The following is a 12,124-nucleotide window of genomic DNA, read 5'->3' as shown; positions in this document are numbered from 1 at the left end:
AACTCTGTCGGGGCAGTCTCAGTTCCGGCCCTGTGTGTGCTGTGAGCGAACTGTGAACGCTCAGCACATGCCGGGCGCTTCCGTATTAGGCTGGTTGGCAGACAAAGCCGCCCGTTTCCGGGCCGCAACGCACCACCAATCGAAGGAGAGTCATGGCAGGCGAATCCACGTTCGACGTCGTCAGCAAGGTAGACAAGCAGGAAGTCGCCAACGCGCTCCACCAGTCCCAGAAGGAAATCGCACAGCGATACGACTTCAAGGGCGTCGGCGCGGAGATCGACTTCAGCGGCGAAAAGATCCTCATGAAGGCCAACTCCGAGGACCGCGTTCTCGCTGTTCTGGACGTATTCCAGTCCAAGCTCATCAAGCGCGGCATCTCGCTGAAGTCCCTCGACCAGGGCGAGCCTTACCCTTCCGGCAAGGAATTCCGCCTCGAATGCTCCATCAAGGAGGGCATCGCCCAGGACATCGCGAAGAAGATCAACAAGATCATCCGTGACGAAGCCCCGAAGTCCGTCAAGTCCCAGATCCAAGGCGACGAACTCCGCGTCACCTCGAAGTCCCGCGATGACCTGCAGGAGACCATGAACATCCTGAAGAAGTTCGAAGAGGCCGATCTCCAGTTCGTGAACTTCCGCAGCTAAGGCCGGTTCTGCCCGAAGTACGACGACGGCGCGTTGCCCCCTGAGCGGGCAACGCGCCGTCGTCGTTTCTTATGCAGCGGCGTGTCACGCCACGCAATTTTTTGGGCTAGTGGTCCGGCCGAGACCCCGGAATTCCGGAACTGGAACGATCTGCGGAGGTCAAAAGCTTGCAGCGCGTGACAGCAACTCCGAAGCAACTCCGAATTATGAGGGGATGACTGGACGGCCGCCGGCTAGGAAAGCGGGCGTCCGGCCATCCGCTCGAGCCGTTCGATTCGGTCCCTCATCGGCGGGTGCGTCGCGAAGAGTTTGCTCATTGCGCCGCCGCGGAACGGATTCGCAATCATCAGGTGCGAGGTGTTCACGAGGCGCTGGTCCTGTGGCAGCGGCGCTTGCTTCACGCCCGCTTCGATCCTGCGCAGGGCTGAGGCGAGCGCCAGCGGATCGCCGGTGAGCTCCGCACCGTCCTGGTCGGCGTCGTACTCCCTGGTGCGCGAAATGGCGAGCTGGATCAGCGACGCGGCAAACGGGGCCAGAAGCGCCATGGCAATCATGGCAAACGGATTGGCGTTCCGCCGGTCCCCGCCGCCGAAGAACAGCAACATCTGGCCCACTGAAGTAATGACGCCGGCGACGGCGGCCGCGATGGAGGAGGTGAGGATGTCGCGGTTGTAAACGTGCATGAGCTCGTGGCCGAGGACGCCGCGCAGTTCGCGCGCGTCGAGCAGGCGGAGGATGCCTTCCGTGCAGCATACGGCCGCGTTCTTCGGATTGCGTCCCGTGGCAAACGCATTGGGGTTCATGGTGGGAGAAATGTAGATCCGCGGCATGGGTTGGTTCGCCCGCGCCGAAAGTTCCCGGACGATCTGGTAAAGCTGGGGAGCCTCCGCTTCCGAGACCGGGTAGGCGGCCATGGAACGGATGGCGATCTTGTCGCTGTTCCAGTACCCGTAGGCGGTTGTCGCGACGCCGATCAACGCCATGATCCAGATAGGCCCCGCGCTGCGAGTGCTCGCGGCGATCAGGGCACCGAGTCCCAGCAGCACGGCCCAGAGCACACCGAAGAGCGCCGTGGTCTTCAGTCCATTGTGATGATTATGCACTTCGCTACCTTCTTGCAGTCCGGATTTTGGTTCTGTTCCGATTAACGCCGACGGCGGCAGGTACGTTCCGGCCTCGGGTTGCGAATGCGGAGGCGGCCTAGGGCACCGGGTGGAGTGAATCGTACCGGAGGAATCCGCGTTGAGCGCGCGCCACGAGCCACGCCAGTATTGCGCACAGCACGCCGCCGAGGAGAAGGACCCAGCCTTCGCTGAGGACTTTGGTGACGCCACCGGCGAGCATGTCCCCCACGCGCGGACCACCGGAAACCACCACGATGAACACGCCTTGCAACCGTCCCCGCATGTGGTCCGGTGTGGCAGCTTGCAGGATCGTCGTGCGGAAGACGGCGCTGACGGAGTCCGAGATCCCGGCGAGCGCACAACATGCGGCCGCGGGAATGATCCATGGCGTCACGCCCCCTCGTCCGGAGTCCCCGGCCAGGACCACCACCAGGCCAAATGCCGCGATCGAGAGGCCCCATCCGGCCACGGACCAGACAACCGCACTGCCTTGCCGGCGCACCCTCCCCAGGGGCCCGGAGAAAAGTCCCGCCAGGAAGGCGCCGACGGCCACGGAGGCGAGCAGGACACCCACGGTAGTGTCGCCGCCCCCGACCATCGTGGCTCCGATTGCGGGCATGAGGGCGCGGGGCTGGGCGCAGATCATCGCGATGAGGTCGATGATGAAAGTCATCCGGAGGTTGGGCCGGGTGCCCAGGAAACGGAAGCCCTCGACGACGGAGCGCAGGCCGGGTGCCGACGCATTCTCGGCCGCGGGAAGGGACGGCAGCTTGAAGAGGCTCCAGAGTGCGAAGGCGAAGCTCAGGGCGTCGATCGTGTAGGTCCAGCCAAAGCCGCTCGAAGCAACCAACACGCCGGCCAGCAGGGGGCCTGCGGTCATGGAAATCCCCATGTTGAGCATGCTTAGCGCGTTGGCCGCGGGCAGCAGTTCCTTTCGGACCAGCAAGGGGATGATGGCGCTGCGGGCCGGTGCGTTGATGCCTTGCGCCCCGCTTTGGATCGCGACGAGGAGGAAAAGGACCCAGACATTGTTCACTTGGAACCAGGCTTGGAGTGCCAAAGCCACGCTGCAGGCCCACAGGACGAGGGACGCAACGATGGCGACTTTCCGCCGGTCATAGGCATCCGAAAGGGCACCGCCAAACAAACCCGCAATCACCAACGGAACCAGGGCAAAGATGCTGAGGAGGCCCACGTAGAAGCTTTGTTGGGTGATGCTGTAGACCTCAAGGCTCACGGCGACCAGGGTCAGCTGGGATCCGACCATGGACACCGAAGACCCCAGCCACAGACGGCGGAATGCGGGGCTTTCGCGAAGCGGGGTCATGTCAGCCAGGAGTTTTGCCACCGTCCAACCCTACCCACGAAGCCGTCGGCGCTTCCGGAGCGCGGCGGCCCGGCGGGTCCGCTGCTGAGGTGCGGGCCGCCGTCGTGCGCCCGAGTCCGGGGGCGCCGTCGTGCGCCCGAGTCCGGGGGCGCCGTCGGAGGTTCATCCGAAGTTAGCCTCACCTTATTGTGAAGTACTCATAATAAGTGCTTCAATGGGCGTATGGCAGATCACATGGCAGACCAGGAAGCGTGGGCTTCCGCCCTGCATTCCCACGGACGCCGCGTGACCAAGCAGCGTCTTGCCGTTCTTGCTGCCGTCCAGCACAATCCACATTCCCCCGCCGAAGGCATCCTGGCTGCCGCGCGCAAGGATCTTCCCGAACTGACAGCGCAGTCTGTTTATGTGGTGCTGAGCGACCTCACTGACCTGCAGATGCTGCGACGGTTCGAGCCGCCGCACTCTCCTGCGCTGTACGAGACGCGGGTGGGCGACAACCACCACCACGCCGTCTGCATTAGTTGCGGCCGGGTGGAGGACGTCGACTGCGCCGTTGGCCATGCCCCCTGCCTCACCCCGCACTGGAACGAAAACTCCAAACCGATGACCATCCAGATCGCAGACGTCCTGTACCAAGGCATCTGCCAGGACTGCCAGGCCAAACAACAGCTTCCTACTCAAACGCAAGTAACCCACGAAATAGGAGAACGATGACCGCGAACATCTCGACCACCCAGTCGGGCGCACCTGTCACCTCGGACGCGCATTCCCAGTCCGTCGGTGCCGATGGCGCCATCATCCTGACCGACCACTACCTGGTGGAAAAGCTCGCCCAGTTCAACCGCGAGCGTGTCCCGGAGCGTGTTGTCCACGCCAAGGGCGGCGGCGCTTTCGGTACCTTCAAGACGTCCTCTGACGTTTCCAAGTACACCAAGGCAGCACTGTTCCAGCCCGGCGTCGAGACGGACATGCTCATCCGTTTCTCCTCCGTTGCAGGCGAGAATGGCTCCCCCGACACGTGGCGCGACCCGCGCGGCTTCGCCGTCAAGTTCTACACTTCCGAGGGCAACTACGACCTCGTGGGCAACAACACCCCGGTGTTCTTCATCCGCGACGGCATCAAGTTCCCGGACTTCATCCACTCCCAGAAGCGCCTCCCGGGCACCCACCTGCGCGACGCCGACATGCAGTGGGACTTCTGGACCCTCTCCCCCGAGTCCGCGCACCAGGTCACCTGGCTCATGGGCGACCGTGGCCTGCCGGCTTCCTGGCGTGAAATGCAGGGCTACGGCTCGCACACCTACCAGTGGATCAACGCCGAAGGCGAGCGCTTCTGGGTCAAGTACCACTTCAAGTCCAACCAGGGCGTCAAGTCGATCTCCGCTGACCGGGCTGCGGAACTGGCCGGTTCGGACGCGGACTTCTACATCCGCGACCTCCAGGAGAACATTGCCGCCGGCAACTTCCCGTCCTGGGAACTGCACGTCCAGGTCATGCCTTACGAGGACGCCAAGACGTACCGCTTCAACCCGTTCGACCTCACCAAGGTCTGGCCGCACTCGGACTACCCGCTGATCCACGTGGGCACCATGGAGCTCAACAAGAACCCGGATAACTACTTCGCGCAGATCGAGCAGGCCACCTTCGCGCCGTCGAACTTCGTTCCGGGCATCGCAGCCTCCCCGGACAAGATGCTGCAGGCCCGCATCTTCTCCTACGCTGACGCACACCGCTACCGCGTGGGCACCAACCACGCCCAGATCCCGGTGAACCAGCCGAAGAACCAGGTCAACAACTACAGCCAGGACGGCGCGGGACGCTACCTGTTCAACGCCCCTTCGGTTCCGGTCTACGCACCGAACTCCGTGGGCGGTCCGGCTGCCGTTGAGCCGCAGAACCCGGCCGGTGGCTGGGAGAACGACGGCGAGCTGACGCTCTCCGCACACTCCCTGCACGCCGAGGACAGCGACTTCGTCCAGGCCGGCGCGCTCTACCGTGAGGTTTACGACGACGCCGCCAAGGCCCGCTTCCTGGACACCATCACCGGTGCTGTGGGCGGCGTGAAGAGCCCCGGCATCAAGGAACGCGCCATCCAGTACTGGACCAACGTCGACGCCGAACTTGGCGCCAAGCTGCGCGCCAACCTCGGTGCAGGCGAAGGCGGCTCCGACGCGGAAGCGGCCAACAAGCTGTAGCATCGCCGGGCTTCGGCTCCGGCTTCGCTGAACGCGTTGCACGAAAGCAGCCCCGTTGTGGATTTCTCCACAGCGGGGCTGCTTTGGTTCCGGGGAATGAGTCAGCCAGATCCGCTGCTGCCCATCGCACCCATTTCCCAAGGTTTTCCACATAGCGGATTCCGGCTATGGCCACGGCTCCGGGGCGTCCATAGGATCCCTCTATGAGCACATTTACCGGGATCCCCGCAGCGGCTGTCGCGTTCTATGCCGAACTTGAAGAGAACAACAACCGCGAGTGGTGGCTGGCGCACAAAGACATCTACGACTCCGCCGTGAAGGAGCCCCTGACGCTGTTGCTGGAGGAGCTTGAGCCACGGTTCGGTCCGGGCAAGGTTTTCCGCCCGAACCGGGATATCCGCTTCTCGCAGGACAAGTCCCCTTACAAGACTGCACAGGGAGCGTTTGCAGCGGAGAAGGAAGGCGTGGGCTACTACATCCAACTCAGTGCAGACGGCCTGTTGGTCGGGGGCGGATGCCACTCGCGTACCCCGGAGCAGATTGCCCGGTTCCGCGCCGCCACGGATTCGCCGGCCAGCGGAGAGGAACTCCAGAAAATCGTCGACGCCATCGCCGCCGCGGGTTTCGCGGTGGAAGGCGAGAAGCTCAAGACCGTACCGCGTGGATTCGACAAAGAACATCCACGCGCCGAGCTCTTGAAGCACAAATCATTGTCCGCCGGAGTGACCTTGGGCGAACCGGAATGGATGTCCCAGCCCTCAGCCAAGGAGGAAATCGCCAAGCGTTGGGAAGTGCTGCGCCCGCTCGTGGAGTGGGTCAACGAGCACGCCGCGCCGTGAAGGGTCAGGGCGCCGTAAAGGATAAGGGGGACGGAAAAGCCCCCTCGGGCCGGGAAGCAGCGTTCCGGAGGAACGTCGTCCCAGCCCAAGGGGGCCGTGAACCAGCCCAAGCGGGCCCTGAACCAGCCGCAGCGTTAGCCCGCTGCTCCCGGGATCAAACCTTGCTGAGGCTTTCTGCGTCGTCGCCGCTCGTGTCGGAAACAGTGGCGTTCCCGGCTACAGCGGCCTTCGCGGACGCGAATTTCTCGTTCAGGCGGGAGTGGCGGCGGCCGTAGGCAAAGTAGATGGCCAGTCCGATTGCCAGCCAGATGGCGAAGAAGATCCAGGTTTCCACGGCCAGGTTTGTCATCAGGTAGACGCACAGCACAGCCGAGACCACGGGAAGCACTTTGCCAAACGGAACCCGGAAAGACGGCTTCAGATCCGGGCGCTTCTTACGCAGGACCAGGATGCCCAGGCTCACCATGACAAAGGCCGAGAGGGTACCGATGTTGATCATTTCTTCGAGGAGATCCACGTTCGTCAGACCAGCGACGATTGCCACGGCAGCGCCACAGATGATCTGGAGGCGGACCGGCGTCGAACGCTTGTCGCTGGTCTTGGACAGCGCGCGCGGAAGCAGACCGTCACGGCTCATGGCCAGGACCACCCGGGCCAGGCCCATGAGCAGCACCATGATGACAGTGGTCAAACCGATCAGGGAGCCAAAGGCAATGACCTTTGCCGCGTTGGTATCTCCAACCGCCTCGAAGGCCGTGGTCAGCGTCGGGTTCTTGGCTTGGGCCAGTTGCGTGTAGGGCACCATTCCGGTCAGAGCCAGCGAGACCAGGATGTACAGCAGCGTCACGAGGGCCAGTCCGCCGAAAATGCCACGGGGCAAAGTCTTCTGCGGGTTCTTGACCTCTTCAGCGGAAGTGGCAACCACGTCAAAGCCGATGAAGGCAAAAAACACCAATGCTGCGCCGGCAAAGATGCCCAGCGTTCCGTACTGAGCCGGAACCGCGCCCGTAAGGAAGCCGAAGAAGGACTGCTTCATGACGTCCGCACCGTCGGTGCCTCCGGTAGGCTGCGATGCCGGGACGAAGGGGGCGTAGTTGGAGAATTTCACGTACGTGAAGCCCACGACAATCACGAACAGCACTACGGCGATCTTGATCAGCGTGAAGACGTTGCCCACGCGGGCGGACAGCTTGGTACCCAGTACGAGGAGCACCGTGAAGATGGCAACAATGAGGAAAGCACCCCAATAGAGATCCACACCGCCGATATTCAACGCCGGAGGCATATCCACACCCATGAGCGCAAACACTTTGCTCAAGTAGATGCCCCAGTACTTCGCGATGACGGCGGCCGCCGTGAACAGTTCAAGGATAAGGTTCCAGCCAATGATCCAGGCGAGGACCTCACCCATGGTGGCGTAGGTGAAGACGTAGGCGGACCCGGCAACCGGAATCGCGGTGGCGAATTCTGCGTAGCACATGATGGCCAAGGCACACGTGACGGCTGCGACGGCGAAGGAGACCGTCACAGCGGGGCCGGCAAAGTTCGCAGCGGCCTTGGCACCCACGGAGAAGATCCCGGCGCCGACGGCAACGGCAACTCCCATGATCATCAGGTCCCAGGTGCTGAGGGAGCGCTTGAGCTTGCGTCCGGGCTCATCGGCATCCGCGATGGACTGCTCGATCGATTTGGTCCGGAAGAGGTTCATAGAAGAGTCCACAATCTTGATGAGGTGGTAGAAACAGACTCATCAAGAGTAGTGTCCAGCCCTTGGACCCCCACATTTGTCCCAAATCGTGAGACGCAGGCTCGGCCTGCCGTCAGATTTTGGGGACGTTCCAATCCATCAAGGTGGAACGGATGAGGAAGCGCTTCCCCTCGGGCGATTCCACGGAGAAGCCACTCCCCCGGCCGTCCACTACGTCCACCGTCAGATGAGTGTGGGACCAGTAATTGAACTGCTCCCGGGACATCCAGAACTCCAAAGGCTGCGGTTGATCGGGCCCGCCAGTGTCGAAAAGCCCGAGCAAAACGTCCGAATCGCCGGTAATGAATTCTCCCGCCGGATAGCACATGGGGGAAGAACCGTCACAGCAACCGCCTGACTGGTGGAACATGAGTGGACCGTGCTGCTCCCACAACTTCCGGAGCAACTCGATGGAAACGGCGGTGAGCGCCACCCGGGAGAAGTCCTCCCCGGGCAGCGTCACTGCGGCGTCGAGCTGGTCAGTTGACACGGCTTAGAAGAAACCGAGTTTGTTTTCGTTGTAGCTGACCAGGAGGTTTTTGGTCTGCTGGTAGTGGTCCAGCATCATGGCGTGGTTCTCGCGGCCGATGCCGGAGGACTTGTAACCGCCGAACGCAGCACCGGCCGGGTAGGCATGGTAGTTGTTGACCCAGACCCGGCCGGCCTGGATTTCCCGTCCCGCCCGGTAGGCGACGTTGCCGTTGCGGGACCAAACGCCGGCGCCAAGGCCGTAGAGAGTGTCGTTCGCGATTCCAATGGCATCGTTGTAGTCGCTGAACTTCGTCACGGACACCACCGGGCCGAAGATTTCCTCCTGGAAGATCCGCATGCGGTTGTGGCCTTCGAAGATGGTCGGCTGGACGTAGTAACCCCCGGCGAGATCGCCCTCGAGCTGGGCGCGGGCGCCGCCCGTGAGGACCTTCGCGCCTTCCTGCTTTCCGATGTCGATGTAGGAAAGGATCTTCTCGAGCTGGTCGTTGGAGGCCTGTGCCCCGAGCTGTGTGTCGGTATCCAGCGGGTTGCCCTGGATGATCTTGTTGGTCCTGGCCACAGCATCGGCCATGAAGGAGTCGTAGATCCCTTCCTGGACCAGTGCGCGCGAGGGGCAGGTGCACACTTCGCCTTGGTTGAAGGCGAAGAGGGTGAAGCCTTCCTGGGCCTTGTCGTAGAACGCGTCGTCCTGCGCGGCGACGTCGTCAAAGAAGATGTTCGGGCTCTTCCCGCCCAGCTCAAGCGTCACCGGGATGAGGTTCTGGGAAGCGTACTGGCTGATCAGCCGGCCCGTGGTGGTTTCGCCGGTGAAGGCGATCTTGCGGATCCGCGGGCTGGACGCCAAAGGCTTGCCGGCTTCGACACCGAAACCGTTGACCACGTTCACGACGCCGGCGGGCAGCAGATCGGCGATGAGTTCCATGAGGACCAGGATGGAGGCCGGGGTCTGTTCAGCTGGCTTGAGCACGACGGCGTTGCCCGCGGCCAGCGCCGGGGCGAGCTTCCACACGGCCATCAGGATGGGGAAGTTCCACGGGATGATCTGGCCCACGACGCCCAGCGGCTCGTGGAAGTGGTAGGCCGTGGTGTCCTCGTCCAGCTGCGACAGGTGGCCTTCCTGGGCGCGGATCGCGGAGGCGAAGTACCGGAAGTGGTCCGCAGCCAGGGGAATGTCAGCGTTCAGGGTTTCCCGGATCGGCTTGCCGTTGTCCCAAGTCTCCGCCACAGCCAGGAGCTCGACGTTCTCGTCGATGCGGTCGGCGATCTTGTTCAGGATCGCGGCCCGCTCGGCCGCAGACGTTTTGCCCCAAGAGGGGGCAACCTTGTGCGCGGCGTCCAGGGCCAGTTCGATGTCCTCGGCCGTGCCACGAGCCACCTCGCAGAAGGCCTTCCCGGTCACCGGAGTGATGTTCTCGAAGTACTGCCCCTTGACCGGGGCAACCCACTCACCGCCGATCCAGTTCTCGTAACGGTCCTTGAAGGCGACCTTCGAACCCTCGGCACCCGGCTGTGCATAAACAGTCATCTGTAGCTCCCTTGCTCCGCATGATGGTGGCTTTGCTGTGCCATCAGCGTAGGAGCGGGGAGGTTGCAAGCAGGTTGCAACCCTGTGCTTCAGATCACTTTTACGAGTGGGTGTCGCCTAGAGACCCGCAGGGAAATTGTAGGAGCCCGGAACCGGCGAAGGTGCCGCACCGTAGGAGAGCACTACTTCGTCGTGGGCCTTGAGCACCACTCCGGACACTGGCACATCCTGCTTCGCGCCGTTCACGTAGGCGGTCCAACCGCCGGTCCCGCCGTGCGGTGCTCCAGTGGATTCCTTACCGTCCAGGACTCCCCATTCGCTGAGGACCTGGCCCAGCGTGTACTTCTGGCCGGCCGTGGGCGCTTCGATGTGGATGACGCCGCTCGTGTCGTGCGTGTGCAGCGCGGAGATTCCGTTGGGCTGGCCATCTGCCCCGAAACTGAAGCCAATCTCAGCCGGGACAGTGACGGCTTTGCCATCGACAAGGACGTCCAGATGGGCGTGATAGTGCTCGGCCGTGCCTTCGGCAGTGAGGATATCCAGGCCTGCGGCCTTGATTCTCTGGGCGCCCGAGGCTGGGTCGAGTTCCCAACCGGTGACTTCAGCCGTAGTCGCGGTGGTCGCTGAAGGCGTCGCCGACGCGGGCGACGTTTGGGCCGGTGCCCCGCAGGCTGTAGCTCCGGCAAGGAGTCCGGACACGGTCAGGGCGACGGCAAGGCGTTTGTTCAACACGGAGGATGCTTCTTTCGTTTGGCTCCGTTCTACGATACGGGCCGAAACTCCGTATTACCCGAGTGCCACACGAGGGGCCGGCATCAGGCCGACAGTTCCTTTTCCAGGCGTTCGAGCTCGGCGACGACGGCGGCCCGCTTGGGCGAGCGCGGCGGCAGGAGCTTAAGGGCGGCACGCCGCACATCGACGTCGTTCTTTGCCTCAGGAAACCCGGCATACTTGAGCAGCGCCTCGGCATTGCCGTCGTTGAGGACCGCCTCGCGCAAGAGCGCCGAGACCTTCTCGCGGAGCTCCACAATGCCGGGAGCTTCCGAATGCGGAAGGACTGCGCCCTTGTAGATCTCCAAGGCGATGCGGTGGGCGCCCCGCTGCAGGCAGGACAGAACCTGGGCGGCATCCTGGCCGAGGTCGATCGGGAGCCGGTACGGGCGGGATTCCGGGACCGCAGCGGGGTCGAGTTCGTGAAGCACCTTTCGCAGGCGCACCATTTCGGCCCGGAGGGTGACACTCGAGCCATCCCCCGGATAGAGGGCCAGGGCGAGTTCCTCGGCGCTGAGTCCTTCGGGGCGGGTGCCCAGCAACGCCAGGATCTCGCTGTGCCTCGCGGAAAGCGCAATGCTGCGGCCTCCCATGCTCAACAGGGCCTGGTCCCGGCCCAACAGCTGGAGGCTGTTCCGGTACAGCCCGGCGCCCTGGCTCGAGCCGACGGCGGAAGGCGAGTTCCGGCGTCGGGCACGCTCAGGGTGCTTGGTGGCGATGAGCTGGAGCCTTTCCACGCGCAATTGCGCTTGCGCTGCCGCCACGGTTGCTTCAACGAGGGAAAGGGTGTGGGGTGCGACGGCGGCCTCCGTGCCGGTGATGTCGACGACGCCGAGGAGCGCTCCGGAGTCAGGGTCGTGGAACGGCACCGCGGTGCAGCTCCACGGGTGGACGGAGCGTTTGTAGTGCTCGGCGCCGGAAATCTGGATGCCGCGGCCCAGGGCGAGCGCCGTGCCGGGCGCACTGGTGCCAACGGCGGCTTCGGACCAGTCCGCGCCGGCCACGAACATCATGCCTTCCGCGCGGCGCCGCATTGCGGTATTCCCGTCCACCCAGAGCAGGCGGCCAAGCTCGTCCCCCACGGCGACCAGCAAACCGCTCTCATAGCTGGGCTGGATGAGGAGCTTCTGGATGACAGGCATGATCGTGGCCAGCGGGTGCTGGCGGCGGTATTCCTCGAGCTCGTCCAGGTCCATGGCCACGGGAGCCTCGGGGTGGTCCGGGTTCGCCTTGAGCCGGGCCGACCGCTGCCACGATTCCTGGATCAGTGGACGCAAACCGGGTAGCTGCCTGGTATCCGGGGGCCCTTGCCGCCAGGATTCCAGATTCTCGTGCCCGGCCAGGGCATCGCGCTGCAACAGCTCGGCGGTGGCATTGACCGAAGCTGCCGGGTGGATCGGATTCTTCATCGAACTCCCAAAACCGGGCGCGGCACAGTATGGGTGAGTCTAGTTGCGACT

General features: G+C 63.6%; 11 protein-coding genes. 4 read left to right on the top strand and 7 right to left on the bottom strand.

Annotation, left to right across the window (positions count from 1 at the left end; genetic code table 11):
* The first annotated feature begins 152 nt into the window (after nt 1–152).
* Entirely contained in the window at nt 153–644 is a 492-nt protein-coding gene (locus J2S96_RS16100) for a YajQ family cyclic di-GMP-binding protein (RefSeq protein ID WP_306865646.1), read from the top strand.
* A gap of 233 nt (nt 645–877) precedes the next feature.
* On the opposite strand, the gene htpX is transcribed toward J2S96_RS16100, so the two are convergent.
* Both htpX and J2S96_RS16090 read right to left on the bottom strand, forming a co-directional pair.
* Complete coding sequence (gene htpX, locus J2S96_RS16095; protein WP_306865644.1) at nt 878–1,747, bottom strand: zinc metalloprotease HtpX; 870 nt, start codon at nt 1,745–1,747, stop codon at nt 878–880.
* A 97-nt stretch (nt 1,748–1,844) separates the two neighbouring features.
* A complete protein-coding gene (locus J2S96_RS16090) occupies nt 1,845–3,116 on the bottom strand; it encodes an MFS transporter (RefSeq protein ID WP_306865642.1) in 1,272 nt (423 codons plus the stop codon).
* Nucleotides 3,117–3,317: 201 nt separating this feature from the next.
* Here J2S96_RS16090 and J2S96_RS16085 point away from each other — a divergent pair, with 201 nt between their 5' ends.
* The 3 genes from J2S96_RS16085 (at nt 3,318) to J2S96_RS16075 (ending at nt 6,129) form a co-directional block, all read left to right on the top strand.
* Nucleotides 3,318–3,809 carry a Fur family transcriptional regulator gene (locus tag J2S96_RS16085; protein WP_306865640.1) on the top strand — a complete coding sequence of 164 codons (492 nt, stop codon included), beginning with the start codon at nt 3,318–3,320 and terminating at the stop codon, nt 3,807–3,809.
* Nucleotides 3,806–5,290 carry a catalase gene (locus J2S96_RS16080; protein WP_306865638.1) on the top strand — a complete coding sequence of 495 codons (1,485 nt, stop codon included), beginning with the start codon at nt 3,806–3,808 and terminating at the stop codon, nt 5,288–5,290. Before J2S96_RS16085 ends, J2S96_RS16080 begins: the two co-directional genes overlap by 4 nt.
* A gap of 203 nt (nt 5,291–5,493) precedes the next feature.
* Nucleotides 5,494–6,129, top strand: coding sequence for a DUF2461 domain-containing protein (locus J2S96_RS16075; RefSeq protein WP_306865637.1), 636 nt, complete (start codon nt 5,494–5,496; stop codon nt 6,127–6,129).
* Between the two features lie 154 nt (nt 6,130–6,283).
* On the opposite strand, the gene J2S96_RS16070 is transcribed toward J2S96_RS16075, so the two are convergent.
* The 5 genes from J2S96_RS16070 to J2S96_RS16050 all read right to left on the bottom strand — a co-directional run bounded on the left by J2S96_RS16070 (nt 6,284) and on the right by J2S96_RS16050 (nt 12,073).
* The gene (locus J2S96_RS16070; RefSeq protein ID WP_306865635.1) at nt 6,284–7,837 is read right to left on the bottom strand and encodes an amino acid permease; all 1,554 of its coding nucleotides are present in this window, start codon (nt 7,835–7,837) and stop codon (nt 6,284–6,286) included.
* Between the two features lie 112 nt (nt 7,838–7,949).
* On the bottom strand, nt 7,950–8,366 hold the full coding sequence (locus J2S96_RS16065) for a DUF779 domain-containing protein (RefSeq protein WP_306865633.1): 417 nt from the start codon (nt 8,364–8,366) through the stop codon (nt 7,950–7,952).
* Between the two features lie 3 nt (nt 8,367–8,369).
* On the bottom strand, nt 8,370–9,893 hold the full coding sequence (exaC, locus tag J2S96_RS16060) for an acetaldehyde dehydrogenase ExaC (protein WP_306865631.1): 1,524 nt from the start codon (nt 9,891–9,893) through the stop codon (nt 8,370–8,372).
* Between the two features lie 117 nt (nt 9,894–10,010).
* Complete coding sequence (locus J2S96_RS16055; protein ID WP_306865629.1) at nt 10,011–10,625, bottom strand: hypothetical protein; 615 nt, start codon at nt 10,623–10,625, stop codon at nt 10,011–10,013.
* Nucleotides 10,626–10,708: 83 nt separating this feature from the next.
* Nucleotides 10,709–12,073 (bottom strand): GAF domain-containing protein, encoded by a 1,365-nt coding sequence (locus J2S96_RS16050; RefSeq protein ID WP_306865627.1) that lies wholly within the window; start codon nt 12,071–12,073, stop codon nt 10,709–10,711.
* Between the last annotated feature and the right edge of the window lie 51 nt (nt 12,074–12,124).

Origin of the sequence: Arthrobacter bambusae (assembly GCF_030812595.1) — a bacterium.
Lineage (GTDB): Bacteria > Actinomycetota > Actinomycetes > Actinomycetales > Micrococcaceae > Arthrobacter > Arthrobacter bambusae_B.
This window is presented reverse-complemented; position numbering and strand designations above follow the sequence as displayed.

Excerpts from the sequence above, each read along its gene's own strand:
- J2S96_RS16075 (WP_306865637.1), top strand. The coding sequence starts at position 5,494 with ATGAGCACATTTACCGGGATCCCCGCAGCGGCTGTCGCGTTCTATGCC.
- exaC (WP_306865631.1), bottom strand. The coding sequence starts at position 9,893 with ATGACTGTTTATGCACAGCCGGGTGCCGAGGGTTCGAAGGTCGCCTTC.
- J2S96_RS16100 (WP_306865646.1), top strand. The coding sequence starts at position 153 with ATGGCAGGCGAATCCACGTTCGACGTCGTCAGCAAGGTAGACAAGCAG.
- J2S96_RS16070 (WP_306865635.1), bottom strand. The coding sequence starts at position 7,837 with ATGAACCTCTTCCGGACCAAATCGATCGAGCAGTCCATCGCGGATGCC.
- J2S96_RS16050 (WP_306865627.1), bottom strand. The coding sequence starts at position 12,073 with ATGAAGAATCCGATCCACCCGGCAGCTTCGGTCAATGCCACCGCCGAG.
- J2S96_RS16085 (WP_306865640.1), top strand. The coding sequence starts at position 3,318 with ATGGCAGATCACATGGCAGACCAGGAAGCGTGGGCTTCCGCCCTGCAT.
- J2S96_RS16080 (WP_306865638.1), top strand. The coding sequence starts at position 3,806 with ATGACCGCGAACATCTCGACCACCCAGTCGGGCGCACCTGTCACCTCG.